Source organism: Desulfovibrio sp. (genome assembly GCF_035644575.1).
GTDB lineage: Bacteria > Desulfobacterota > Desulfovibrionia > Desulfovibrionales > Desulfovibrionaceae > Desulfovibrio.
This window is the reverse complement of sequence record NZ_DASQOG010000169.1, coordinates 1-23,299: the sequence shown is the minus strand read 5'-3', so window position 1 is coordinate 23,299 and position 23,299 is coordinate 1. Positions and strand designations below refer to the sequence as shown.

General features: G+C 61.0%; 24 protein-coding genes and 1 tRNA gene. 10 read left to right on the top strand and 15 right to left on the bottom strand.

The window, feature by feature from the left end; genetic code table 11:
• The 4 genes from VEZ52_RS09800 to queF form a co-directional block, all read right to left on the bottom strand.
• Nucleotides 1-1,140 (bottom strand): signal recognition particle receptor subunit alpha (locus tag VEZ52_RS09800; RefSeq protein ID WP_324836647.1); only part of this gene is annotated, 1,140 nt, incomplete at its 3' end.
• A 9-nt stretch (nt 1,141-1,149) separates the two neighbouring features.
• The gene (locus VEZ52_RS09795; protein ID WP_297148053.1) at nt 1,150-2,292 is read right to left on the bottom strand and encodes a hypothetical protein; all 1,143 of its coding nucleotides are present in this window, start codon (nt 2,290-2,292) and stop codon (nt 1,150-1,152) included.
• A gap of 40 nt (nt 2,293-2,332) precedes the next feature.
• The gene (locus tag VEZ52_RS09790) at nt 2,333-4,090 is read right to left on the bottom strand and encodes a lipid II flippase MurJ (RefSeq protein ID WP_324836646.1); all 1,758 of its coding nucleotides are present in this window, start codon (nt 4,088-4,090) and stop codon (nt 2,333-2,335) included.
• A gap of 163 nt (nt 4,091-4,253) precedes the next feature.
• Complete coding sequence (gene queF, locus VEZ52_RS09785; RefSeq protein ID WP_192113672.1) at nt 4,254-4,757, bottom strand: preQ(1) synthase; 504 nt, start codon at nt 4,755-4,757, stop codon at nt 4,254-4,256.
• A 213-nt stretch (nt 4,758-4,970) separates the two neighbouring features.
• Here queF and VEZ52_RS09780 point away from each other — a divergent pair, with 213 nt between their 5' ends.
• The 4 genes from VEZ52_RS09780 (at nt 4,971) to VEZ52_RS09765 (ending at nt 7,500) form a co-directional block, all read left to right on the top strand.
• Nucleotides 4,971-5,804, top strand: coding sequence for a MogA/MoaB family molybdenum cofactor biosynthesis protein (locus VEZ52_RS09780; RefSeq protein WP_297148050.1), 834 nt, complete (start codon nt 4,971-4,973; stop codon nt 5,802-5,804).
• A 9-nt stretch (nt 5,805-5,813) separates the two neighbouring features.
• Nucleotides 5,814-6,707, top strand: a complete 894-nt coding sequence (locus VEZ52_RS09775; RefSeq protein ID WP_324836645.1) for a UbiA-like polyprenyltransferase — start codon at nt 5,814-5,816, stop codon at nt 6,705-6,707.
• Nucleotides 6,708-6,717: 10 nt separating this feature from the next.
• The gene (yjgA, locus tag VEZ52_RS09770) at nt 6,718-7,311 is read left to right on the top strand and encodes a ribosome biogenesis factor YjgA (RefSeq protein ID WP_324836644.1); all 594 of its coding nucleotides are present in this window, start codon (nt 6,718-6,720) and stop codon (nt 7,309-7,311) included.
• Nucleotides 7,312-7,424: 113 nt separating this feature from the next.
• Nucleotides 7,425-7,500, top strand: a tRNA-Thr gene (locus VEZ52_RS09765).
• A 120-nt stretch (nt 7,501-7,620) separates the two neighbouring features.
• Here the strand turns inward: VEZ52_RS09765 and VEZ52_RS09760 are convergent.
• Nucleotides 7,621-8,112, bottom strand: coding sequence for a hypothetical protein (locus VEZ52_RS09760; protein WP_324836643.1), 492 nt, complete (start codon nt 8,110-8,112; stop codon nt 7,621-7,623).
• Between the two features lie 165 nt (nt 8,113-8,277).
• On the opposite strand from VEZ52_RS09760, the gene VEZ52_RS09755 reads away from it, so the two are divergent.
• The gene (locus tag VEZ52_RS09755; RefSeq protein WP_324836642.1) at nt 8,278-9,021 is read left to right on the top strand and encodes a potassium channel family protein; all 744 of its coding nucleotides are present in this window, start codon (nt 8,278-8,280) and stop codon (nt 9,019-9,021) included.
• Nucleotides 9,022-9,116: 95 nt separating this feature from the next.
• Here the strand turns inward: VEZ52_RS09755 and VEZ52_RS09750 are convergent, their stop codons facing one another.
• From VEZ52_RS09750 to VEZ52_RS09735, 4 genes are all read right to left on the bottom strand, one after another.
• Nucleotides 9,117-10,277: an ABC transporter permease gene (locus VEZ52_RS09750; RefSeq protein WP_324836641.1), complete on the bottom strand. Its 1,161-nt coding sequence runs from the start codon at nt 10,275-10,277 to the stop codon at nt 9,117-9,119.
• Entirely contained in the window at nt 10,277-11,404 is a 1,128-nt protein-coding gene (locus VEZ52_RS09745; protein WP_324836640.1) for an ABC transporter permease, read from the bottom strand. Before VEZ52_RS09745 ends, VEZ52_RS09750 begins: the two co-directional genes overlap by 1 nt.
• A 66-nt stretch (nt 11,405-11,470) precedes the next feature.
• Nucleotides 11,471-13,312 (bottom strand): ATP-binding cassette domain-containing protein, encoded by a 1,842-nt coding sequence (locus VEZ52_RS09740; RefSeq protein WP_324836639.1) that lies wholly within the window; start codon nt 13,310-13,312, stop codon nt 11,471-11,473.
• Complete coding sequence (locus tag VEZ52_RS09735) at nt 13,309-14,304, bottom strand: efflux RND transporter periplasmic adaptor subunit (RefSeq protein ID WP_324836638.1); 996 nt, start codon at nt 14,302-14,304, stop codon at nt 13,309-13,311. The genes VEZ52_RS09740 and VEZ52_RS09735 overlap by 4 nt, the downstream gene beginning before the upstream one ends.
• A 109-nt stretch (nt 14,305-14,413) precedes the next feature.
• Here VEZ52_RS09735 and VEZ52_RS09730 point away from each other — a divergent pair, with 109 nt between their 5' ends.
• Both VEZ52_RS09730 and VEZ52_RS09725 read left to right on the top strand, forming a co-directional pair.
• Complete coding sequence (locus VEZ52_RS09730; protein ID WP_324836637.1) at nt 14,414-15,982, top strand: DUF1254 domain-containing protein; 1,569 nt, start codon at nt 14,414-14,416, stop codon at nt 15,980-15,982.
• 64 nt (nt 15,983-16,046) lie between these two features.
• Nucleotides 16,047-16,547 carry a hypothetical protein gene (locus VEZ52_RS09725; protein ID WP_324836636.1) on the top strand — a complete coding sequence of 167 codons (501 nt, stop codon included), beginning with the start codon at nt 16,047-16,049 and terminating at the stop codon, nt 16,545-16,547.
• Between the two features lie 34 nt (nt 16,548-16,581).
• On the opposite strand, the gene VEZ52_RS09720 is transcribed toward VEZ52_RS09725, so the two are convergent.
• Nucleotides 16,582-17,349 (bottom strand): SPOR domain-containing protein, encoded by a 768-nt coding sequence (locus VEZ52_RS09720; protein ID WP_324836635.1) that lies wholly within the window; start codon nt 17,347-17,349, stop codon nt 16,582-16,584.
• 242 nt (nt 17,350-17,591) lie between these two features.
• Between VEZ52_RS09720 and VEZ52_RS09715 the strand changes: the two genes are divergently transcribed.
• Nucleotides 17,592-18,587 (top strand): peptidoglycan glycosyltransferase, encoded by a 996-nt coding sequence (locus VEZ52_RS09715; RefSeq protein WP_324836634.1) that lies wholly within the window; start codon nt 17,592-17,594, stop codon nt 18,585-18,587.
• Between the two features lie 114 nt (nt 18,588-18,701).
• Here VEZ52_RS09715 and hypB read toward each other — a convergent pair whose 3' ends face one another.
• Together hypB and VEZ52_RS09705 are read right to left on the bottom strand one after the other, a co-directional pair.
• Nucleotides 18,702-19,367 (bottom strand): hydrogenase nickel incorporation protein HypB, encoded by a 666-nt coding sequence (gene hypB / locus VEZ52_RS09710; RefSeq protein WP_298996331.1) that lies wholly within the window; start codon nt 19,365-19,367, stop codon nt 18,702-18,704.
• A 119-nt stretch (nt 19,368-19,486) separates the two neighbouring features.
• Nucleotides 19,487-19,840 carry a hydrogenase maturation nickel metallochaperone HypA gene (locus VEZ52_RS09705; RefSeq protein ID WP_022658078.1) on the bottom strand — a complete coding sequence of 118 codons (354 nt, stop codon included), beginning with the start codon at nt 19,838-19,840 and terminating at the stop codon, nt 19,487-19,489.
• 84 nt (nt 19,841-19,924) lie between these two features.
• Between VEZ52_RS09705 and VEZ52_RS09700 the strand changes: the two genes are divergently transcribed.
• Both VEZ52_RS09700 and VEZ52_RS09695 read left to right on the top strand, forming a co-directional pair.
• Nucleotides 19,925-20,893 (top strand): tetratricopeptide repeat protein, encoded by a 969-nt coding sequence (locus tag VEZ52_RS09700; protein WP_324836633.1) that lies wholly within the window; start codon nt 19,925-19,927, stop codon nt 20,891-20,893.
• A gap of 41 nt (nt 20,894-20,934) precedes the next feature.
• Nucleotides 20,935-21,675, top strand: coding sequence for an AMIN domain-containing protein (locus VEZ52_RS09695; RefSeq protein WP_324836632.1), 741 nt, complete (start codon nt 20,935-20,937; stop codon nt 21,673-21,675).
• A gap of 134 nt (nt 21,676-21,809) precedes the next feature.
• On the opposite strand, the gene proC is transcribed toward VEZ52_RS09695, so the two are convergent.
• From proC to VEZ52_RS09680, 3 genes are all read right to left on the bottom strand, one after another.
• Complete coding sequence (gene proC / locus VEZ52_RS09690) at nt 21,810-22,607, bottom strand: pyrroline-5-carboxylate reductase (RefSeq protein WP_324836631.1); 798 nt, start codon at nt 22,605-22,607, stop codon at nt 21,810-21,812.
• A gap of 4 nt (nt 22,608-22,611) precedes the next feature.
• Nucleotides 22,612-23,028 carry a nucleoside-diphosphate kinase gene (gene ndk, locus VEZ52_RS09685; RefSeq protein ID WP_324836630.1) on the bottom strand — a complete coding sequence of 139 codons (417 nt, stop codon included), beginning with the start codon at nt 23,026-23,028 and terminating at the stop codon, nt 22,612-22,614.
• 2 nt (nt 23,029-23,030) lie between these two features.
• On the bottom strand, nt 23,031-23,299 hold a 269-nt coding region (locus VEZ52_RS09680), incomplete at its 5' end, for a divergent polysaccharide deacetylase family protein (protein ID WP_324836629.1).

Sequence of the window (23,299 nt, the reverse complement as noted above, 5' to 3'; positions counted from 1 at the left end):
GGTGCGGTGCGGCGCGCCCGCATGTTTTTTGCCCAGTACCTGACGGATCTTGCTCAGCTCCTCCATCAGGTTGACCTTGGTCTGCAAGCGGCCAGCGGTGTCCACATAGAGCACATCCACGCCTTCCTGAAGCGCGCGATCCATAGCCTCGTAGGCCACGGCGGCAGGGTCGGAACCAGCGGTGCGCGCATGGAACAGCGCCCCCACGCGCCCTGCCCAGACCTGTAACTGCTCAATGGCGGCGGCGCGGAAGGTATCGGCGGCGGCAATCATGACCTTTTTGCCCTGCATGCGGTCGCGATGGGCCAGCTTGGCAATGGTGGTGGTCTTGCCCACGCCGTTGACGCCGATCATCAGCACAACTTCGGGCTGGTTAACGGCTGCGATGCGGCGCGGCGCGCGAAAGATTTCTTCCACTTCGGCCATGAGCAGTTGGCGCACTTTGGTGGATTCCGTAACCTTTTCCTTGCGGGCGCGCTCTTTCAGACGCTCCACCAGTTCAATGGAGGGTTCGTAGCCAAGGTCGGCCATGATAAAAAGTTCTTCCAGTTCTTCCCAGAAGGCATCGTCCAGTTCGCCATGCCCGGCAAACAACGCGTCCAGCCCCTTGGAAAACTGCTCGCGGGTACGCGAAAGCCCCTGGCTGATCTTGAGAAACAGGCGGTTGCGCTCGTCCTCTTCGTCTTCCATATCAAGGGCGAGAGCCAGACGATACTGCAATTCAGAACGGAATTCCTCCACCTGCCGATAATCCATGCGGGCGAGCCATTCCTGAAAATCACGCACAAAGTTCTGCGCTTCGGCCTCCGGGGCATCAAGGGCCCGCAGCAAAAAAAACAGACGCTGCCACAGCAGGTTGCCCGCCTCATCCACGCCCTCAAGCACGATGCCAAGCCATACGGAAAGCCGTGGCTCGGCCTCGCGCAGCCGCAGGGTCAGGGCCTCATCAGCGGCAGATGCCGCAATGGGCTGGGCAGTGGCTTCTGCCGCAGGTTTCGCAGCAGGTTCTGCAAGAGCTTCAGTTGCGGCAGCACCAGCTGCGCCTGCATCTGCGCTAATTTCTGCGGGCGCTTCCTGCGCCGCATTGGCCGCATCTTCCGCACCGCCGAACATTTTTTTTATGGCAGAGAAAAAACCCATATGATCTCCTTATCTTCCGCCCTCATGCACCGAGGGTTTGCTTTCCTTGCGGGCCGTTTGTGTTTCCAGCGCGCCCAGCACTTCGCGCAACGCCAGCACGCATTCTTCCACGGCCAGAGCCGCAGAAGCGGCGTCTGTATCATTCACGGCCCACTGCATTGCATGCGCGGTTGAGGCCAGCCGCTCAGCACCCACGCAGGGCGCTGCTTTTTCAAGAATCCGCCCAAGGCGGCACAGGTTATCGGCATCTTCCAGCGCATAAAGGCGCAGCAGCAGATCAGGGGCAGGGGCAAACGTTCTGCCGAACATGCCCGCCGTAACGCGCCAGGCTTCGGGGCGGCGCAACAAAAAGGCCCGCCCAAGCTCGGCGCTCACAACAGCCCCGGCTGCGATATCTTCGCTCAGGGGCGCGGCGCTTCCGCCCTGCGCCTCTGCGGCTGGCTGCGGTGATGCCTCATGACTGCGGGCTGTATTATCACCAGCGGAGCCTGATTCAAAAATATCTGCAAGGCCGGGTTCCGGCGATGCCCCAGAAGCCGAATCAACATCAGGTTCGCCGGACGCCGCAGTGCCGCGCGGCGCAGTACGCTCCAGCAACAAGGCTTTCAGGCGCGCCAGATCGCCCCAGTGCCAGAGCAGGGCCAGCAATACCAGGGTTGAAAACAGGGCGGAAAGGCAAAAGCGCGCCACTTCCCGCCGGGCCTTCTGGGCCAGATCTTCATCAGTAATGCGGGGCGAAAGGTACACCTCCACCGAACCCACGGGGCGGCCTTCCATCTTGAGCGGATTCATGCCCTGCACGCTGTTTTCCGCAATTTCATCGTCCCAGGGAATGGGCTCCCACTGGTAGTTGCGCCGCTGCCCTTCCAGCATGCCACGCGGCGTCTGCACCTTGATGGCGTAAATGGATTCATCGGTCATGGCCGCCATGACGATTGTGCGCGCGGTCAGTTCGTCCAGCTCCCAGGCTGGCAGGGAAAGCAGGGCCGCCAGTTGCGCTGCGGTACGTCCGGCCTCGCTGCCAAGGCGGTTTTCCGCCTCCTGCCTGTCCTCGTTGACGTTCCAGACGCCAAGCAGCAGGAACAGCAGCAATGCCGCCACCCAAACAGCCAGGGCAAGCCTGCGGCGCAGAACGTGTGAGATATTGGGCATATGCTTTGCCGCGAGAAACACGCTCCCGCGCTCCTTACTGTTAGTGTGGCCTGCCATGCAGACGGTGCGCCAGTGCGCGGGCAGCCGCAAGGGCGTCAGCATCGCGCAGAACAAACAGACAAACAGCCCAGGCAGTTGCGCCGCCAATGATGGCAAGGGCAAGCCCAAGCCATAGGCTGCGCCCGTGCAGCAGTTCCAGCAATTGCCATGCGGCAAGGGCCGTGGCCGCAGCAGCGGCGCATTGCCGCAGCACCGCCCCCGCCGGGGGCAGGCAAACGCTGGCAGATGCCGCGCCAGCGGAACTTTTTTTCAACGCCCTGCCCAGAATACACAGCAACAGGCCGCATTGCAGCCACAGGCCAAGGCTCACGGCCAGTGCTGGAGCCATGACGCCAAGACTGCCCGAAAGACTATGGACCAGTGCGGCCCCGACCGCAAGCGTAGCAACCACGGCCCATACGGCGCTGACTGCCGTACGCCGCACCTCGCCCAGCGCGTTGCAGGCTGCCAGCAGGGGACGGTTGACGGCAAAGGCGGGCAGCCCCGGCAAATAGGCCCACAGGGCAAGGCCAGTTTCGTAGGCGGCATTGTCGCCAAAGGCTCCGTGCCGCAGCAGGCCTTCCACCAAGCGCGGCCCCACGGCCCACAATCCTGCGGCGGCGGGCAGGCTCAACAGCAGGGTCAAACGCAGGGCCGTGCGCAACTGATCTGCAAAGAGCGAAAATTCTCTGGCAGCGGCAAGGCGGCTCAAAGTGGGCAGGCTTGCCATGCCCAGACACACGCCCACCAGTCCAAGGGGCAGTTCAAGCAGCCGTTCGGCATAGTAAAGGGCAGCCACCTGCCCCCGGCCAAGGCTGGACGCCAGAGACATGGCGGCCAGCATGGCAAGCTGCGGTGCGGATGCCCCAAGCAGGCCCGCGGGCAGACGGCCAATGCAGTTCCAGGCGAGGGATGCCGCGCGGCTGTGCAGCGTGGATGCATCCCTGCTCTCGCTGCCCGGCGCTGCACCCAGCCTATCGGCAGGCCCGGCTTTATGCAGCGGCAACAAACGGCGCACGGCCAGCCACTGCGCCAACCACTGTGCGACTCCACCGCAAAGCATGCCCACGGCCAGAGCCGGAGCCGCAGGCAGCAGGCCCAGAGCAGCCGCCCCTGCAAAACACAGAATGACAATATTGAACAGGGCAGGAGAAACAGCGGGCAGCCAGAATACGCCAAGGCTGTGCAAAAGAGCCATGCCCAGAGCCGCCATACCAGCCGCCAGCGTATAGGGCAGGCAGATGCGCAGCAGGTATATGGCCTCCTGCCGTTCCGTCCCATAAAAACCGGGAGCCAGAACATCCGTAAGCCACGGGGTGGCCACCAGCCCAAGCACTGTGAGCAGGGTCAGCACAAGGCCAAGCCTCACAGCCAGGGCACGGGCCAGCAGGCGCATGCTGCGGCTGCGCTCCGCCGCCGAGGCATGACCGGGCGATGCGCCCATGCGCTCCAGATGCACAAGGCTTGCCGTCAGCGTCATGGAAAGCGAGCCTTCGCCCAGCATGCGCCGCAGCACATGGGGCAGCCGCATGGCAGCCACGAGCGCATCAGCGGCAGCGCCGCCGCCCACAAGCCAGGCCATGCTCATGTCGCGCAAAAGACCAAGCACACGCGAAACAAGGGCAAAGCCGCCCAAAAGGGCCGCCGTGCGCGCAATGCCACCCGAATGCCGGGGGTCATGCTCGGCAGGGCCGGACGCGCCAGTCAAGGAGGATTCACCACCTTTGCCGTGCGCGCAGCCGCTTTCAGAAGCGATCATTATTCCTCGTTTCAGCCTTGCAAAAAATCAGGGCAGCGCGCCACTGGGCAGTTCTGGGGGGCGCTTGTCAAAACACGTGAAAGCAAACTGCCTGCAACAAAAATTTTCCACTCCCGGCGGCTTTGCATTGTTAACAAAACTGCCGGGAGCAAATGAGTCGTAACTACGGGCGGTGCGGATCGGGTTCGGACTTCCACGCAGCCACAGCTTCACGCACAAGGCGGTTCTGCTCTTCGGGCATGGTGTCCTTGAAAGTTTCGGCAAACACGTGGATGCGCGTGCCGCCGCGCGGCGCAAACAGGCCCTTGACCCGGCACCAGCAGGGATTGAGCAGGGTGCGCAGGTCTTCCAGCACGTTGTTGGTGATGGTTTCCATAAACGACTGGTGATTGCGGAAGGCGAACATATAGAGCTTGAAGCTCTTGGATTCCACGCACAGCTCGTCAGGAATGTACTCCACCGTGATGGTGCCGCAGTCGGGCTGGCCGGTCACGGGGCAGAGCGAGGTAAATTCGGGAAAGCTGATGCTGATCACATAGGGGCGCTGGGGAAAGCAGTTGGGAAAGGCCTCCAGCAGGGCTACGCTGGGGCCGCCCTCCGGGGACTGAAGGCGGCCTGTGCCAAGAACCTTCAGGTCCTGGGTCTGATCCTGGCTGCGGGTACTCATGGGGATACTCCTTAAAATACACGGAAATGACGCTGCCGTGCAGCGTTGGGGGGCCGCCGGGGCGGCGGACGCGGCATGCGCGGGCGAAAGGCCTCACTGGCTGCGCAAACGCAGACGCGTATCGGACTTGTAACCCATTGCGCTTGCGGCTACAATAATCTATTGCCCACTCCAATCCGATACCATCCATCGGCCAGTTCCCCGGAGCAACGTATGAACATCCTGCTGCATGTACACGCCTGCAAGCGGGGCCAATGTCTGCCCCTGCTGCCTGTTGCCGCCACGGATACCGATTTTTGCCGCAGTCACGGCCTCATGACGCCCGAGCCGTGGGCAATGCCTCACCTGCGGGTGGGCACATGCTTTTGCGGGGCCTGCGGCACAGCCCTGCTCAAGGTTACGGGGCGCGCCTGGATGCCCCTGCCGCCCAACGTGGCAAACCCCGGCGGCAACGGAGAGGAACCATGGCAGGCAAGCCACGCGGTGCAATGCCTGTTTTTGACAGCCCTGACGGATCTGCCCGAAGGCCCGCTGGAAGTGACCGCCAGAAAAACCGGTTACAGCCTTGCATGGATAACCCTGTCGGACAAAGGCGCGCGCGGCCAGCGGCTGGATTTGAGCGGCCCCGCCATTGCCGAAATGGTCGGCTCCGCCATGCCGCTGAGCCACAGCCAGGGATTTTTGCTGCCGGATGAAGCCGCCCAACTGCGCGCCCTGCTGACGGAGCTTGCCCTGAGCCAGGGTTTTGACCTTATATGCACCACCGGTGGCACCGGGCTTTCGGCGCGAGATATCACGCCGCAAACCACTGCCGCCCTGCTCGATACGCCCTTGCCGGGCTTTACTCAGGCCATGCTGGCCGCCAGCCTTGCCAAAACGCCCCACGCGGTTATTTCGCGGGCGGCTGCGGGCGCGCTGGGGCAAAGCATCATCATCAACCTGCCGGGCAGCCGCAAGGCCGTTGTGGAAAACCTTGCCGCCGTACTGCCCGCCCTGCCCCACGCCCTTGCCAAATTGCAGGGCGACCCCGCCGACTGCGGCGGTTAAGGAGAACACATGGGCTTTTTTCCGCGTTCCGGCATGAGGCTTTCCACGCCTTTTGGCCAGTTTGGCGACATTTGCCGGATGATCAAGATTGAGCATTCCATTTTTGCGCTGCCCTACGCCTGGGCAGGGGCGGTATTGGCAGCACGCGGCTTGCCCTCTGCGCGCAGCCTGATTTTTCTGACCATCGGCATGATCGCGGCGCGCTCATTCGCCATGGCCTTCAACCGGCTGGCCGATCTGCCCTTTGACCGCGACAACCCGCGCACACAGGGCCGCCCCCTGGTCACGGGCGTTATCAGCAAGGGGCAGACATGGGCCTTCTGCGCGCTCATGGCAGCTATCTTTATTGCCTCCTGCGGGGCGCTGAACACAGTCTGCCTGTGGCTTTCCGTGCCTGCGCTGCTGTTTGCGGCCATCTACAGCCTGCTCAAGCGCTTTACGGCCCTGTGCCACTTCTGGCTGGGCGCGACGCTGGGTCTGGCCCCGCTGGCTGGCTGGCTCTCGGTCAATCCCGCAAGCCTTGGCCTTGCGCCTGTGCTGCTGTTCTGGGCTGTTACCTTTTGGGTAGCGGCATTTGACATCTATTATGCGTTTCAGGACATGGATTTTGACGTGGCCTTTGAGCTGCATTCCGTGCCCGCTTCTTTCGGGCCGGATACGGCCCTGACGCTGGCCGCGTTTTCGCATGCCATGACGTCCATTTTCTTGTTGCTGGCGGGTTTTGCCGCCGGGCTTTCCTGGCCCTGGTACGTGGTGTGGTTCGGCATCAGCGTCATGCTGCTTGTGGAGCACAGGCTCATGAAGCCGCAGGATCTGCGCCATGTGAACACGGCCTTTTTTACCATCAACGGCATCATTTCGCCGGTCGTACTGGCTGGCGTGTTGCTGGGCATCTATATCTGACGGAGAGGCAATGCCGCGCAAAAAACAGTACCAATGGAAATCCAGCGATGAGGCGGAAGGCTTTGACTTGCCGCCCAGCCGCTCTGAAAAAAAACGCCAGAGCCTTGCTCTGCAAAACATGGGCGAAGAACTGACGCGCCTTGGCCCGCAGGAAGTCAAAAGCCTTGACCTGCCCGCAGACCTCAGGGAAGCGCTGCAGCTATACGCCCGCATTGGCGACCACGAAGGCCGCCGCCGCCAGATGCAGTTTATAGGCCGCGTCATGCGCGAGATTGACCCCGCGCCCATCCGCGCCATGCTGGATGCCCGGCGCGAGGTTTCCGCAGCCGCCACCGCAGCCCTGCATCAGGCAGAACAGTGGCGCGACCGACTGCTGACAGCTGACCAGAGCGAACTTGCGGGCCTGGTGGAAACCCTGCTGACCGCGCGGGCACAGCCGGAGCAGGACGCAGAAGAGCCGGAGGCCGCAGGCAAGGCAACTCTGCCCAGTCAGGAGGAACTCCTGACCATGACCCTTGCCGCCCGCAAGGAAGCTGCGGAGAACGCCCCCCCGCAGGCGCGGCGAGCGCTTTTCCGCGCCATCCACGGCATGCTGAAAGCGTAACCCCGGTATGAGAGTTGGCACCCAACCCTGTGCTTTTTCATAAAAATAAAAAAATTGCGCAGGAATGCTTGACGATCACCCACGGTTAGGATAGAAGCTTTCTTCGTTGCTACGCCCTTGTAGCTCAGTCGGTAGAGTGCATCCTTGGTAAGGATGAGGTCAGCAGTTCAATCCTGCTCAAGGGCTCCACAAAGAATCAAAGGACTTACGGAGAAATCCGCAAGTCCTTTTTTTGTATCCCTGCACTACGGAGATTCCAGACAAAAAAGCCGCCCCTACGGGCGGCCAAAAGCTGTGTGCATCTGCACGTCAGGGAAGTTGCGGCGGTTGCGGCATCAAGGCCCGGTACGGGCCGCGCATGCTGAACACAAAATTTGCCATGCGCGCATCGCCGCTGACCACAAGCATGAGCAAGAGCTTGGACTGCGCATCTTCACGCACGATGCCGTAGCCTTTCACGCCATTTTGCTCAAAGGTAAACTCCCACTGGCCATTGCTGCGAAGAACAGGCGTTGAGCCCTGCAAGCGTTTGGCATTACCCTTGGCGGCCTGCTCGGCCTCGCCCGCATTGGCAGGCCCAACAATAATGAGCGCAGAACTTTTGTGATCCTTCTGCCCCATCACCACCTGTACGGCGTCCTGCACCTTGGTAGGGCCGTTCACCACCACCCAGTCTCCGGGCAGATCAAGGCTGTAATATTTTGTGGTCAGGGGCGCGGCCTGCGCCTGCGCTGCAAGCAGAACCATCAGTACAAACAGGGGCAAGCCCCGCATAACAAGCCGGACAAAATTCTGGGGCATGGCAGTCTCCGTTACATTCCAAGGATGCCGGAGTGTACGGCTCTCCTGCCTGCCTGTCCACACGCCATGCTGCGGATGCATGGACGCGGATATCTGCGCGATAAGAGCCCGCGCCCCCTTGCCGGGGAAGATTCATGCCTGTAGTATGCCCGAAATGAGGATAGTATGCTGAAACTACGAGCACTACGCGCCCGGCTTTACGAAAATCGCTTTGAACTGCTCATGCTCTCGCTGTGGTGCGTGTTCATCCTGAACATCATTTTTCCAGAAAACATCTACCGGGGCACGGCGCAGGCAATATATCTGCCCATCCAGCTGCTGGCGGCTCTTGTACTCTTTGAATTCAAACCCCGCATCCTGCGGCTAGTCCTGTTCTTCGGCACATTGCTGCTTGTGGGCCGGGCCATGGATCTGTTTTTTATCAAGAGCCTGAAAGAGGAAATGCTGCTGCTCTATCTGTGTTTTTTCGGCAGCATCATGTTTGAGGTATTCCGGCAGATATCCCACGCGCAAATGTTTACGACCAAAATTGTTTACGCTGCGGTGTGCGGCCTGCTGCTTATCGGCTATTGCGGCTATTTTCTGTTTCTGGCCATCGAGTTCCATCAACCGGGTTCTTTCATAGGTCTGGGGCCGGGCGATCAAGCTGTCAACGACCTGTTCTACTTCAGCTACGTGACCATCCTCACCATCGGCTACGGAGACATCACGCCAAAAACCTGGATTGCCAAAAACGCCACGGTGCTGGTTGGCTTTACGGGCTATCTCTATTCCATCGTTGTTATTGCCCTTATCGTGGGCAGGGCCCACCGCACGCCGCGCAACGCCGTTGCCCCCACAAAAAAACCTGCTCCGCTGCCTGCGCGCTCTCCGCAGTCATCTTCCGCAAAAAAACCGCCGGAAGCCTGAGCCGCATCCTGATTCTGCACAGCTTCACGCCAGCAGCCAGCAGCACACGGCCAGCCTGATCCGTCCCCGCCATGAGGGGTGCTCAGAACGCCCGCTCAGGCCTTGCGCTTGAACATCCACACGGCAACGCTCACCGCCACCGCGCTGATGCAGGCAATCTTGCCGAGGCTCACCGCTGCTGCCGCCACGGTGATATCTTTAAGAAAAACACCCTGCACGATGGTGGTAAAATGCCGCATGGGGTTCAGCTGGCTGGCGTATTGCAAAAATGGCGGCATGTTGATGACGGGCGTAACCGCGCCGGAAATAAGAATGCACGGCACCCCTACGGTAAAAGCCCCCAGAAAGGCCTGCTGCTGCGTGGCGGATAACGACGACACCATCAGCCCCACCCCGCCAGAAGCCATGGCAAAAACCAGCATGGCCACGTAGAGCAGCACCAGCGAGCCGCTAAACGGCACCCCGAAACCAAATACGGATATGAGCAAAAAGATGGTGCCGTGCACCAGCCCCACCAGACAACCCGGCACCAGTTTGGCAAGGGCGATCTCCGTAGGTGTAGCCGGAGAAACCAGCAATTGGTCAAAGGTGCCCACCTCGCGCTCCCGCGCAACGGAAAGCCCCGTCACCACCAGCCCCAGCATAAAGCCCAGCATGCCTATAAGGTTGGGCAAGAAGAACCACTGAAATTCCAGATTGGGGTTGAACCAGCAGCGCACGCGCACATCCAGCCTGGGCGCGCCACCTGCTGCGCCAGTTGCAGCGCCGAGCGCCACTTGCCCACGTGGTGTGGATTCCCCGATGCCGCGCACAATGGTTTCAAGATAGTAGGAGGCAATCTGCGCCGCATTGGAACGCCTGCCGTCAAGTATCACCTGCATCTGCGCTGGCGTACCCGCATCGACCCTGCGAGAAAATTCATCATCAAACACCATGACAAACAGCGCCTTTTGCCGCTCGATGGTCGGGCGGATATCCGCCTCGCCATCCAGAAATGTCACGCTGCGGAAGGTGTGCGACCCCTGTAGCCTGCGCACGATCTCGCGGCTCCAGTTGCCGCTGTCCTGATTGAGCACGGCCACATCCACATTGCGCACTTCCATGGTGGCCGCCCAGCCAAACACCACTATCTGCATGAGCGGCGGCACGATAATAAGCATGCGCGAAACCTTGTTGCACAGCAGAACCAGCAGTTCCTTGCGCACAATGGTCGCCATGCGCCGCAGGTTCAGACGGGGCAGCGTTATTCTTGCCATCACGCGTCCAGCCTTTTGACAAGGTTGCGGTACACCAGCCCCAGCAACACCGAGGCCAGCAGCCCCATGAACAGCAGGCTGGGGCCAAACACGCCCCACACGTCCCCGGTCAGAAAAATGGTGCGCAGACAGGTATTGAAGTAGCTTGCGGGCAAAAGCCGCGTCAGGGCCTGAAGCACGGGCGGCATGCTGTTGATGTCAAATACGAAGCCCGAGAGCAGCAGTGCGGGCAAAAAGCCGGAGAAAAGCCCCGCCTCAGCCGCCACCAGTTGCCCGCGCAGAGTCACGGAAATCAGCAGCCCCTGCCCCAGCGCGCTCAGCATGAATACGGACGACAATAACACAAGTACCCACAGGGAACCGCGAAAGGGCACAGCAAAGAGCGTCACCGCCGCCACCGCGCACAGGGCCATGCTGAACATGCCCATGCAGAAATATGGAATCAGCTTGCCCAGCAGCAGTTGGATGCGGCTCACGGGCGTGGCGAACATGGCCTCCATGGTGCCTCGCTCCCACTCGCGGGCAAACACCAGAGAGGTCAGCAGCGTGCCGATAAGGGTCATGATGACCGTGATGGCACCCGGCACAAGAAACTGCACGCTCTTGGCCGCAGGGTTGTACCAGAAACGGGGCTGAATATTGATGGGCAGCGCTGCTGCAACGCCATCCGGCAAGGCCGTGCGCTGCCAGGACATAATCAGCCCCTGGCTGTAGTTCTGGATATACTGGGCGGTATTGGGTTCCGAGCCGTCCACAAGCACCTGCACGGCCCCGGCGCTGTCCCGCTCAAGCTGCTCGTCAAAATCCTGCTGGATCACCAGAATGCCCTGCACCACAGAATCGCGCATCATGCGCCCGGCATCGGCCATGGTGCCCACAGGGCGCGTGGCAAACCAAGGGGAATGGGCAAAATCCGCCGCAAGGCTCAGCGAATGCCGCCCGCCGCTCTGATTCAGCACGCCCAGCCGCAGCACGCCCGCATCCAGCGTGATGCCGTAGCCAAAGAGCAGCAGAAAGATAAACGGCAAAACCCCGGCCACAAGATAGGACGAGGGATCGCGCACGATCTGCTGAAATTCCTTGCCCACAAGGGCAAATAGCTGTCGTAACCAGATGTTGCGTTGCATACGGCCTGATTCTTGGTTGTATATCCCGGCAGCGGCGTCTTGCAAAAAATCCTTCGCGCAAGGCGGCTACTGCGGATGCTCCCTGTCGTATTTTTCAATGCTGGCGATAAAGGCTTCTTCCAGCGTGGGATCTTCCACCTCGGTGCAGGATGCCTTGAGTTCGTCCGGCGTTCCCATGCTGATCATGGCCCCGCGATAGATCAGCGCGATGCGGTCGCAGTATTCGGCTTCTTCCATGAAGTGGGTCGTCACCAGCACGGCTGCCCCGGCTGTGGTCATGGCGGAAATGTGCTTCCAGAAATCCCGACGGGTGCGCGCGTCCACACCAGAGGTCGGCTCGTCAAGAAACAGCACGGGCGGCTCGTGCAGGGTGGCGCACAGCAGGGCCAGACGCTGCTTTTGCCCCAGCGGCAACGAGCCTGTGCGGCTGCGCAGATAGGGCTGCAATTCCAGCGCCTCGGCCAGTTCGGGCAAAAGGGCGTTGCGCCGCTCCCTGGACAAACCGTACAGCTCGGCAAAAATGGTGATGTTTTCGCGCACGGGAATATCCGGATACAGCGAAAATTTCTGCGCCATGTAGCCCAGGCGCGAGCGGGCCTCGCTGCCCGCGCGCAGCAGATCTACCCCGTCCACGGCGCAATTGCCGGATGTGGGGCGCGAAAGCCCGCAGAGCATGCGGAAGGTGGTGGACTTGCCCGCCCCGTTGGGCCCGAGCAGACCAAAAATCTCACCGGGGCGCACATCAAAGGAAATATCGCGCGCCGCCACAAATGCACCGAAGCGTTTGGTGAGATTGCGGGCCGAGATGGAAAAAATCGGGCCGGAATCGGCGGGAGCAGCGGGCAAATCTACAGCTGGCGAAGTTGCAGCAGAGGGCGCAAGACCAATACGACCATCATCGCTGCCCTGAATGCCGGAGTGGTTGCCGCCGTTGTGGGCTACATGCAGTTTGCCGTAGGGCGAAGGACTCTGGTTGATGCCGCCCACGGCGCTCATGTAAGCATCTTCCAGCCGTGGGGCAACGGCCTCGCCGCCACGGGCCAGCACCTCGCGCCGCAGGTCGTCAGGAGCATCTGCCGCCAGCACCAGCCGGATGCGGCTGCCCTGAATAAGGGCATCTTCAATGCCGGGGCGCATGGTCCAGAGGGCCAGCTCCTTTTTATGCGTCCCCGCATCGGCACGCAGCAAAAAAACCCGCCCTTGGGCCCGCGCGGTGAGTTCCTCCGGCGACCCGGCAAACAGCACTCGGCCATTGTCCAGCATGATCACGCCGGGGCAGCGCTCGGCCTCGTCCAGATAGGCGGTGGACCATACAACCGTCATGCCGTCCTGACTCAGATCCTGCACCATGCGCCAGAGTTCGCGGCGCGACTGCGGGTCAACGCCCACGCCTGGTTCGTCAAGCAGCAGCAGACGCGGCGACCCGAGCAGAGCGCAGGCAATGCCCAGTTTCTGCTTCATGCCGCCAGACAATCTGCCTGCAAGGCGCTCGGTAAAAGGGGCCAGGCTGGTGAACCCCAGCAGCTTTTCAAACACGCGGTCGCGCTCCGCCCCTTCAAGCCCGCGCAGGCTGGCATGCAGCCGCATGTTGGCCATGACGGAAATATCCTCGTACAGGCCAAAGCGCTGCGGCATGTAGCCGATGCTGTTGGGCTGGCTGCGCATGAGCTCTGCCGGGCTTTGCCCAAAGAGGTTTGCGCGCCCCTCGCTCGGCGGCATGAGGCCCGCCATGATGCGCATGAGCGTGGTTTTGCCCGCCGCGTCAGGCCCCACCAGCCCGGTGATGCGCCCGGCGGGGATGACTGCGTTCACGCCGTCCAGAGCGGTGACGGCCTCGCGCCCCTTGCCAAAGCGCATGACCAGCCCCTCCAGACAGACGGCCTGGGCATCGGCGGCGCTGCCGCTCATGGCGCGGGCGTATCCTGCAAGATGATGGTCACGGGCATGCCCTGCCGCATGACGTTTTCCGGATCCTGCGCCTGCACGCGCAGCCGGTAGACCAGCGCAGTGCGCACCTCGCGCGTTTCAACGGTCTTGGGGGTAAATTCCGCCGTGGGCGAAATAAAGCCCACCGTGCCGGGAAAGCTCTTGCCTGGTGCTGCGTCCACCAAAATCTTCACGGGCATGCCGGGTTTGACGCGCCCCAAGTTAGGTTCGTCCACGTAGGCCCGCAGCCACAGGGGGTCGGTGAGGGTGAGGGTGTACACGGTCTGCCCTGCCTGCACTATGGCCCCGGCCTCGCGTGCGCGGGTGAGCACAATGCCCTTTTGCGGCGCGGCAAGCACGGCGTCGCGCAACTGGATTTCCGCATGATTGAGGGCTGCGGCGGCAGCGGCAACAGCCGCCTTTTGCGCCAGCACTTCCTCTTCCCGGTAGCCGGAGAGCAGCATGTCGAGCTGATCCTGATTGGAACGCAGCTTGGCGCTGGCCTCACGGTACTGGGCGCGGGCGTTGTCCAGATCTTTTTGTGAAATGGCGTTGGAAACGCGCATGGCCGCCACGCGGTTCAGGTTGATCTGCGCGTTTTCTGCCAGAGCGGCAGAGCCGCTCACCGCCGCGCGGGCCTGAGCGATTTCTTCCACGCGGTAGCCGCGCTCAAGACGCAACAGGGAGGCCTGCTGCCGTTCAAATTCTGCGGCGGCCTGATCGCGCTGCTGGGTCAGCAGATCATCGTCAATGCGGGCCAGAGCCTGACCGGGGGCAACGGCATCGCCTTCGTCAACAAGTACACTTGCAATGCGCCCGTTAACGCGAAAACTCAGGTCAACCTGCCGTATGTCCACATTGCCGTACAGCACAAGCTGCTCGCCATCGTGCCGCAGCCACTGCCACAACAGAAAAACAGCCAGCAGCACAGCCAAAGCCGCGCCAAGGCCCAAAACCTTACGGGGGACAGCCATATTCCTCCCTGCGTGCAACCGCCGCAAGCGTTTGCCGCGCCAGACAGTTTTATGCCGGGGCCTTGCGCCCCGCTGCCTGTCAGAATAGCCAGTGGAGGGGGCCTTGTCCATGCTGCGCGTCACATGCAATAGAATAGTTGATTTCGGCGGCTTTGTGGGGCAAGCAAAAAGAGCGGAATTGCAATACGGCGCTCAGGCCTTTAACTATACCGGGGGCATCATGACAATCTTTTCGCCTGTTTTCGGCATCGCCAAAGTTACGAGGGTTACGGCGGCGCTCGCACTTACCTTGATTCTTTGCGCCCCGGTCAGCCACGCCGCGCAACAGCCGAAGGAATTTCCCGATGCCGCTACGGTAGAACACATTGCCGCGCAAGGCTTTGTTTACGGCCTGCCCATAGTGATGCACTACGCAGTCACCTACGAATACTCCGTTGACACAAAGTCCCCGCAGTACAAAGCGCCCTTCAACGCTCTGCGCAACGGGGCACGGGTGTTCACCTACAAGGACACCGTGGTCATCACGCCCAACAGCGACACCCCCTACTCCTTTGCCTGTCTTGACCTCCGGGCCGAACCGGTGGTCATTACCGTGCCGAAGGATACGGACGGACGGTATTTCAGCGTGCAGCTTGTGGACGCCAATACTTTCAACTTTGGCTACATCGGCAGCAGAACAACGGGCAACGGCGGGGGCAGCTACCTTGTGGCGGGGCCGGAATGGAAGGGCGCAGCGCCTGCGGGCATGCGCGTGTTCCGCTCCAATGCGCAGTTTGCCATGGCCCTGTTCCGCACCCAGCTGTTCAACCCCGCAGATATTGAAAACGTGCTGAAATTCCAGACAGGATACGCCGTAAAACCCCTCTCGGCCTTTTTGGGTCAAACGCCGCCCCCGGCGCTTCCCATGCCGCCCTTCCCCAACATCGGGCAGGATTTTGTAAAGCCGGAATTTTTTGATTATCTGGCCTTTGCGCTGCAGTTTGCGCCAGCGGGGCCGGAAGAAGCCTCCATCCGCTCCCAGCTTGCCAGTATTGGCGTGGTCGCAGGCAAACCCTTTGCATTTGATGCCCTGCCCAAGGATACGCAGGCAGCCGTGCTGCGCGGTCTGCAAAAAGGCGCTGGCATGGTCGATGCGTCCGTCACAAGGCCGGGGCTTCGCGTGAACGGCTGGAAGATGAGTTCTCCCTTTGGCAACAGGGAGTTCTTTAACGGGGATTGGCTGATGCGGGCAGCCGGGGCCAAGGCGGGCATTTACGGCAATGATGCCGAAGAAGCCGTGTACCCCATGACCAAAACCCTGGCTGACGGCAGCCCCCTTGACGGAAGCAAGCACAAGTACCGCATGACCATTCCCGCAGGGCAGTACCCTCCGGCCAAGGCCTTCTGGTCTGTGACCATGTACGACGGCAACACCCAGTTGCTCATAAAGAATCCCATTGACCGCTACCTGATCAATTCGCCCATGCTGCCGGACATGAAAAAGAATCCCGATGGCTCGCTTACCATTCTGATTCAGCGGGACTCTCCCGGCAAAGCGCACGAAAGCAACTGGCTGCCCGCGCCGGACGGCCCGATCTTTCTTGTGATGCGCCTGTACTGGCCTGAAACCGAAGGTCTCTCCGTGCTGCCGCTGGGCAAGGGAACCTGGCAGCCCCCCAAGGTGGAATTGAACGACTAAACACGCAGCGCAAAAGGATCATATGACTTTTCATTTCACTGTGCGCCCTGCAATCTGGGCGGTCATGCATGCTGCCATTTGGCTGGCCCTGATGGCAGCAGCGCAGACCGCAAGAGCCGAGGACTACGGCTGGTTTTCACTGGAAGCGCCCCAGGGCTGGCAGGCCGAGGCCCCGTCAACCCTGGCGGGAGCGTGGGTGCTTGCGCTCACCGGGCCGGAAGAGGCCGTCCATGTGCGCATCATGGTGGGCAAAACCGCCGGGCCGCCGGATGCGGCGGACGTGGCAGGATTGCTGCGCGCCGCCGCCGGGGTGCGGGAGCCTCTGCGCAGGGCTGATGCCCAGTATGTTTTCAGAGGAAAGGACGCGCTGGGAGTGGACACGGCCTGTATTGTGGGAGCGGATCAGCAGGCGGGCATATACATGGCCGTGCTGTGCAGTGGAGAAGTTGACCGGGCAGAAGACCTGCTGGCAGCGCTGCACGGGGGGTCAAACCCCGCCATGCTGCCCCTGCGGCATGCCGTGCGCGGCAGTATTGAACCCCGTTTTCTGCCCGCTGCGCAATAAACGATAACGGCAGACCGGGGTAAAAGACAAAAAATTACTGTTGCAGCACTGGCTTGCGGCTGCGCTGTATGGGCTTGCCCAGCCCCATGCCTTCTGTAGAGCGCAGCACCTCTGCGGCCCTGGCCTCATCACCGCGCAGCAGCACCAGCACCACATAGAGTTTGCCCGAGCGCTCCATCTTTGTACGCATTCCCCGGCCCTCCAGACGCTGACGCAACGAGTCCACAGCGTCCGCATCCTTGAATGCTCCCACCTGAAATACATAATCGTACATTCCAGAGGTCTGCGGCCTTGCAATGCCGACTTGAGCCGCCTGCTGCCCTGCCGCGCCGCCCTGCGCGCCACCTTGCTGTGCTGGTGCAACCCCGGCCTGAGCCACGCCGGCAGGTTTGGGCTGCACGGGCGTCATGGGCGGCAAGGGCTTGAGCGGGGCATCGCCCGTGGCGGCATCGTTGCGCAGCACTCTGGCAAAACGCAGTTCCTCGGCGGCCAGCACTTTTTGTTTGGGTTCGCTTGTTCCCGCATCCGCGCTGGAGGCTTGATCGCCGCCCACGGCATGCGGGTCATCGTCCGGCGTGGTTGCGGATGAGGGGGCGCTTGCCGCAGACGTGCCCGACCTGACCGCAATGGGTTGCGGGTGCGCCTTCCAGTAGGCCCTGCCGCTCATAACCCCGCCAAGGTATGCCAGCACCACTGCCGCCACCACCAGAAAGCCCGCCGCCAGCAAGGATGAAGGGCGCAGGCACAGGCATTTTTTATCATTTGCCTGATCGGATGAAGGCTGACGGGTAGCAGGAGGCATGGAATCTCCGGATGTTGGGGTTTGCTGCGATAATCGTGCGCAGGGAGGGACAGAAAGAACGTCGGCGCGGGCAACCATATCAATGCATGGCGCTGGCGTAAAGTGCGCCAGTAATCTGCTCGACAGATCGCTGCAAACACTGCCCTATATAGCCTTTTACAACCAGAGCTTCCGTGGCCGCTTGCGGGCCTGCCCTGCGCTCTGCTATCATGCTGACACAAGTTGCAAACATGGAGTACGCCATGACCAAGGATGTATGGTTTCTTCGCATATACGCGGCCATCTGTCTTGTGTTGGCCGGAGCGATCATTGCTGGCGCGGCCTCTGCCGCCCATATAGCAAAACCCGGCCCTGAACCGCAAATCCTCACCATTATCAACGCCACAGGCGAGGATATTCTGAGCATGGGCTTTCAGACTGGCCGCAGCATGCATTTTGTGCGGTTCGACATGCCTCCCGCCGGGCGGGACGACATTGAAAACCCCGGCGCGGTCGCCAGCCTGCGCGTGGACACGGGCCTTGCCCTGTGGATTTTCAAGGATGTGCCGCTGACCAAGGCGCAAAGCGTGACCCTGCGCATGGGCGAAAAACCCGTGCTGGAACTCGCCATTTCCAAGGGCGAACAGCAACGCCTGACCGGCGAAGCGCAAAGCCTGCTGCCGGGGCCGGAAGCTGGCCCGGTCTGCGCGCTTGACCGTTTTCGCCCCGGTATGCCCATGAAGGACGTTTGCACTCTGCTGAGCGCCACGCCGCAACGTGACGACAACGATGCCGTGCTTGCCAGCCTTGGCTTTGCGGGTATGGTCTGGGCCGCGCGGCTCGAGCCTGCCCAGCGCGGAGAAAAACCTTCCAGCAAGGCTCCCCTGGTGCTTGACCACATGGAACTGCGCCGCAAGCTGGACCAGGAAACCCTGGATAAGCTGCTGAACGCCCTTTACGAGCAGAAATACAGCCCATGGCAGGCCGAGTTGCCGGGGCTGGATATCAACTTTACCCAAATGCCGTCCATGGATCTGAACAAGCAGAAGGACATGCTGCGGCAGGTACTTGAGTATTTCATGTCTGCCAGCAAGGGCGAAGCCACCATCATGCTCGCCCCCACAGAAATGCTGCCCAAGCTTGCGGATGCCGATGCACCGAGCAGCGACGTGCAGCTGTTCACCATCACCCTGCGCCCGGCTTCAAAAAATCTTGTGGTGGATGTTGCCGCCTATCAGGAAAGCGAAGAATCAAAATAAATCGTTGATAAAATACTCCAGAGCCTGTCAGCCGGACTGGCCTGAACGTAAAAAGGCATCCTCGCCAGAAGTCGGGGATGCCTTTTTGAATTTTCTGTGTCAGGCCGGGGCTGTTTAAAGCCTGCCCTCCTTCTTGGCGGCGCGCATGTTCCGCAGCCAGTTGTACCAGCCTTCAAGGCCATCGCCTTTGCGGCAGGAAACCTCAAAGATATCCAGATCCTTATTGAGCTTTGTGGCAAAATTGCGGGCGCGCGCAAGGTCAAAATCCACGTAGGGCAGCAGGTCAACCTTGTTGAGCACCATGGCCTTGGCAAGGTTGAACAGCAGGGGATACTTTTCTGGCTTGTCGTCACCTTCGGCAACGCTCAGCAGGGCGACCTTGGCGTCTTCGCCGCAATCAAATTCCACAGGGCACACCAGGTTGCCCACGTTTTCAATAAAAAGAATATCCACGCCGGTGAGGTCAAGGCTTTCCAGCGAGGTAAGGATCATGTTGCTGTCGAGGTGGCAGCCGCCGTCTGTATTGATCTGCACGGCCTGCGCGCCTGTGGCGGCAACGCGGCGGGCATCGTTATCTGTCTGGAGGTCGCCTTCCACCACCGCCATGCGGAATTCTCCGGCCAGATCGCTCAGGGTGCGTTCCAGCAGGGTGGTTTTGCCCGCGCCGGGCGAGCTGATGAGATTCAGCGACAATATTCCCTTTTCGGTAAGCAGCCGACGCACATTATCGGCCATTTTTTCGTTGGCTTCCAATACATTGCGAACCACAGGAATTTGCATTCAATTCTCCTTGCTTGCCGTCGGTACGGCGTGGTCATGAGCCAGAAAGATAAGACAAAGGCAAAGACGGCAGTGAAAGGAGCAAACCGGCCCCCTGAAGAATCAGAGGAGCAAAAGGCTTAGCTGGCTTCCAGGCGGTTGAGATACAGTTCCCTGCCCTGCTCAACCACATGCCCGAACTGCTCGCCGCAATCGGGGCACGGCAGCCAGAGAGCATCCTGCCCCTCCCCGCCAAAAACTTTACCGCAGGCGGAGCAGCGCAGCCGTAGCGGAAGCTCTGTAAGCTCCAGGCGCGCGCCTTCGTGCGGGGTACCCTGCACCATGACTTCAAAGCAGAATTGCAGCGACTCGGGCACAACACCAGAGAGTGAACCGTACGTGACGTTCACAACTTCCAGACGAGTGCAGCCCTGACGGGCTATTTCATCCTCAGCCATCTGCAACAGGCTTTGTGCTATGGACATTTCGTGCATGGGGTCATGCTAGCCCAAAGACCCGGCCCCGTAAAGGCCAGAAGCGAATCTTGCTATTCGACGCAAATAATGTACATTTTGCACATGCGTCGCTCAAAATTTTCTGGCGTCTTCTCATTCTCTGCCGACTGGACAGAGAGCCGCAGCAAAACGCACTACTTCGTCTGGGAGCTTCCAGACGGAGCCTTTGCGGTGCAGGAACTCAACGCCGCGTTCCAGCCTGTGGCAGAAGTGGAGCGCATAAACGCAAAAACCTTTTCCCAGTCATTCAAGGCAGAGCACAATATTTTGGCTATGCCGGTGATCACGCCGGATCTCAGCCATTTCGAATCCGCCCCGCCCGCGCCAGCCCCCCAACAACCGGATGCTGGGGCAGCACAACCTGCCCGCAAGGCTGGCGCACCCAAGGTCAAAACAGGGAGCACGCCGCTCCAGACGCTCTCAAAGGCCAACCTGCCCGAATCTGTGGAAGTGGCGCCCGAGCAGCCCGATATGGGACTTATTCCCTTTCCTTCCCGCACCGCCACCGGCGTCACCGCTGTTCACTATGACGAAGGCCCGGCGCCTGCTGCCGCTCCTACTGGCGCTGCCGCGCCCAAGAGGGCCTACGACCTTGAAGCCGCCCGCAAGGCCAAGGTCGTGGAGTCAAAGCTGCGGGAGACTTTTCGCCAGACATTGCTGCGCCTCAAGCGCCCGCGCGAGCGCAAGGCAGCTCTGCTTGCCCTTGAGCAACTGGCGCAGACCAAGGACGGCATCATACCCGCCCACAAGCATATGTTCCGTGATTTTGGCGTACGTCTGCGCCAGAATTCCCAGCCCGACCTCGCCCTGCTTTTTTCACGCAAGGCAGTGGAACTGGCCCCCGAGGACGATCACGCCCACTTCAACCTGGCGCGCATTCTCTGTTCGCTTGGCCTGTATGACGAAGCCGCCACCCACATCGGCACGGCTTTGAGCATGTCCAGCGGAGAGCCTCTCTACTTCAAGCTGTTGGAACATATCCGCGAACTCAAGCGGACGCGCGGCGCTGGCAAGCCCGCGCACCAGCGCTGAGCCGCTGTTCCAACCCAAGTCATTGGCAGGAGCCTTTTGGCATGAACAAAGTAATTCTCGGTCTTCTTGTGGCAGTGTGCGTTCTGGGCATGGCGCTTATCATGCTCAATGAACGCATGCGCAAGCCTGAACCAGCAAACCCCGCAGGCATTATCGCGCCCGTCACTTCACCGGATGCGGCCCCGCCCGCCGATGCTGGCAACCAGTCCGCCACATCTCCTTCCCTGCATCTGCCCCCGCAGACCCAGAGCGGCATTCCTGATCTCAACGCCAGCGGCGAAGCCCCGGCCCGTGCGCCCATCCCCAGCCTGAAGCCGGAGGAAAAGAGCGCCCCGACAAGCAATATAGCCGCTGCCGAGCCCCAGCCAGCCGTTGCCAAGCCCGTGGTGCAGCCCAAGCCTGCGACCCCGGTCACAGAAAAGACAGCGCCAGCGGCAGAGCCCGCCAAGGAAAAAGCCGCCAAGGCCGCGGCGCAGCGCAAGGACATCACCAAGTTTGTGGTTCTTGCGCGCGATAAGGGCGCAACCGTGCGCCTCGTGGGTGCTGCGCCCATTGCCTACAAAAACATGCAGCTCAGCGGCCCGGAACGTCTGGTTATTGATCTGGACGGCAAGTGGCAGGTCAAGGCGCCCGGCGTGCCCAAAAACCCTGCGGTGACCAATGTGCGCATTGGCAAGGGCGACGACAAAACGCGCATTGTCATTGACCTGACAGGCAAGATTCAGCCCAAGTTCACGCTTTCAAAAGATGGTCACACCCTGGACATCCGCCTGGATCATTAGGGCATGACAGAGCGGCCATGCCGCCCAACATCATCAGACATCTCCGCAGACAGAAAACCGGCTGTTGTTAACAACAGCCGGTTTTTATTTTCATGCCCTGTCAGGCGCAACAGTAAGCCAGCAGCGTGTAGGTCTCAGCTTTCCATTTCCTTGCCGCGCGCGTTGGCGGCCAGCACGGATTCCACCAGCAGGCCTGCAAGGCCTGCGCGGTCAAGCACGTTCACGCCCGCGATGGTCACTCCGCCGGGGGAGCAGACATCGTCACGCAACTGCATGATGGGCGAACTGCTCTGCTCGGCCATTTTGGCGCATCCGCCAAAAAGAGCCGTGACCATCTCGCGCGATTCCTTGTGCTGAAAACCAAGGGTAACACCAGCCTGCACCAGCCCCTGCATCATGGCAAACACATAGGCGGGCCCTGCTCCGATAAGGGCTGTGAACGCCGTGAACTTGCTTTCCGGCAGTTCCACGCACACACCCAACGCGCCGAACAAAGCCTGAATGTCGGCCTTGCTGGTTTCGGGCAGATCAGGATCGTCAAAACAGAGGGCGAACACGCCCATACCCACAAGGGCCGGGGTATTGGGCATGCAGCGCACCACTGGGCACCGCCCTTCAACCGCCTCGGTGAGGCGCTGGAGGCTCACGCCCGCAGCAACGGAAACCAGGGTTTTCCCGGCGGTCAGCCCTGGGCGCATCTGCGCAAGCACCTCTGCCGCCTGATAGGGTTTAACGCCCAGCACCAGCACGTCGGCGGCCTGCGCCACGGCCTGGGGGCTTTCCATCACGCGCACGCCAAGCTCTTCAAGCGGGCGCATGCGTGCAGCGGTTCTGTTAAAACCGCACAGTTCGTAGCCACCCTTGCGGGCAAGCCCGGCCATGATGGCCCCGCCCATGTTGCCGCATCCGACACAGCCGATTTTGAGCGCCATGATATTACTCCGTGATTTCCAGGCCGCTGAAGAAGTAGCCTATTTCAAAAGCCGCGGTTTCAGCGGCGTCCGAGCCGTGAACAGCATTGGCTTCCAGGCTTTGGCCATACTTGTGACGCAGGGTGCCGGGCTCTGCCTGAGCCGGATTGGTGGCCCCCATGAGGGCGCGCCAGCGGGGCACCGCGTCTTCGCCGCGCAATGCAACGCAAACCACCGGGCCGGAAGACATGTAGTCGGTCAGGCTGTCAAAAAAAGGGCGCTCGCTGTGGACGGCATAAAAGCCCGCAGCCTGGGCCTTGGAAAGGCGCAAGCGCTTGAGAGCCACTATTTTGAGGCCGGAAGCTTCCATGGCAGCCAGAATTTCCCCGGTCAGATTGCGCGAAACTGCGTCAGGCTTGATAATGGCGAAAGTGGATTGCATGCTTACTCCTTTTCCATGTTGTTGTTAGCAGGATAAGAACGCGCCGCAACGGCGGCTCCGTCCTGGGCCAGTTTCCAGAGTATGCGCCGCAAGGGCACCACCGCCACGCCGTCCTTGTCCTGCCAGTCGCGCAGAGCGCGCAGGGTTTCAGGATAAGGATGGCCAATGGCCACAGCCATGCCTTGAGCGCGGGCGCGGGCTGCCGCCGCGTCCAGCGCAGACAGAATGGCCGCAGTGTCGCGGCGCGTATCCAGAAAAACATCGCGTGCAA

What these genes read in the sequence shown, in the direction of transcription:
- VEZ52_RS09795 (WP_297148053.1), bottom strand. Translation starts at nt 2,292, where the DNA reads ATGCCCAATATCTCACACGTTCTGCGCCGCAGGCTTGCCCTGGCTGTT.
- VEZ52_RS09790 (WP_324836646.1), bottom strand. Translation starts at nt 4,090, where the DNA reads ATGATCGCTTCTGAAAGCGGCTGCGCGCACGGCAAAGGTGGTGAATCC.
- queF (WP_192113672.1), bottom strand. Translation starts at nt 4,757, where the DNA reads ATGAGTACCCGCAGCCAGGATCAGACCCAGGACCTGAAGGTTCTTGGC.
- VEZ52_RS09780 (WP_297148050.1), top strand. Translation starts at nt 4,971, where the DNA reads ATGAACATCCTGCTGCATGTACACGCCTGCAAGCGGGGCCAATGTCTG.
- VEZ52_RS09775 (WP_324836645.1), top strand. Translation starts at nt 5,814, where the DNA reads ATGGGCTTTTTTCCGCGTTCCGGCATGAGGCTTTCCACGCCTTTTGGC.
- yjgA (WP_324836644.1), top strand. Translation starts at nt 6,718, where the DNA reads ATGCCGCGCAAAAAACAGTACCAATGGAAATCCAGCGATGAGGCGGAA.
- VEZ52_RS09760 (WP_324836643.1), bottom strand. Translation starts at nt 8,112, where the DNA reads ATGCCCCAGAATTTTGTCCGGCTTGTTATGCGGGGCTTGCCCCTGTTT.
- VEZ52_RS09755 (WP_324836642.1), top strand. Translation starts at nt 8,278, where the DNA reads ATGCTGAAACTACGAGCACTACGCGCCCGGCTTTACGAAAATCGCTTT.
- VEZ52_RS09750 (WP_324836641.1), bottom strand. Translation starts at nt 10,277, where the DNA reads ATGGCAAGAATAACGCTGCCCCGTCTGAACCTGCGGCGCATGGCGACC.
- VEZ52_RS09745 (WP_324836640.1), bottom strand. Translation starts at nt 11,404, where the DNA reads ATGCAACGCAACATCTGGTTACGACAGCTATTTGCCCTTGTGGGCAAG.
- VEZ52_RS09740 (WP_324836639.1), bottom strand. Translation starts at nt 13,312, where the DNA reads ATGAGCGGCAGCGCCGCCGATGCCCAGGCCGTCTGTCTGGAGGGGCTG.
- VEZ52_RS09735 (WP_324836638.1), bottom strand. Translation starts at nt 14,304, where the DNA reads ATGGCTGTCCCCCGTAAGGTTTTGGGCCTTGGCGCGGCTTTGGCTGTG.
- VEZ52_RS09730 (WP_324836637.1), top strand. Translation starts at nt 14,414, where the DNA reads ATGCTGCGCGTCACATGCAATAGAATAGTTGATTTCGGCGGCTTTGTG.
- VEZ52_RS09725 (WP_324836636.1), top strand. Translation starts at nt 16,047, where the DNA reads ATGCATGCTGCCATTTGGCTGGCCCTGATGGCAGCAGCGCAGACCGCA.
- VEZ52_RS09720 (WP_324836635.1), bottom strand. Translation starts at nt 17,349, where the DNA reads ATGCCTCCTGCTACCCGTCAGCCTTCATCCGATCAGGCAAATGATAAA.
- VEZ52_RS09715 (WP_324836634.1), top strand. Translation starts at nt 17,592, where the DNA reads ATGACCAAGGATGTATGGTTTCTTCGCATATACGCGGCCATCTGTCTT.
- hypB (WP_298996331.1), bottom strand. Translation starts at nt 19,367, where the DNA reads ATGCAAATTCCTGTGGTTCGCAATGTATTGGAAGCCAACGAAAAAATG.
- VEZ52_RS09705 (WP_022658078.1), bottom strand. Translation starts at nt 19,840, where the DNA reads ATGCACGAAATGTCCATAGCACAAAGCCTGTTGCAGATGGCTGAGGAT.
- VEZ52_RS09700 (WP_324836633.1), top strand. Translation starts at nt 19,925, where the DNA reads ATGCGTCGCTCAAAATTTTCTGGCGTCTTCTCATTCTCTGCCGACTGG.
- VEZ52_RS09695 (WP_324836632.1), top strand. Translation starts at nt 20,935, where the DNA reads ATGAACAAAGTAATTCTCGGTCTTCTTGTGGCAGTGTGCGTTCTGGGC.
- proC (WP_324836631.1), bottom strand. Translation starts at nt 22,607, where the DNA reads ATGGCGCTCAAAATCGGCTGTGTCGGATGCGGCAACATGGGCGGGGCC.
- ndk (WP_324836630.1), bottom strand. Translation starts at nt 23,028, where the DNA reads ATGCAATCCACTTTCGCCATTATCAAGCCTGACGCAGTTTCGCGCAAT.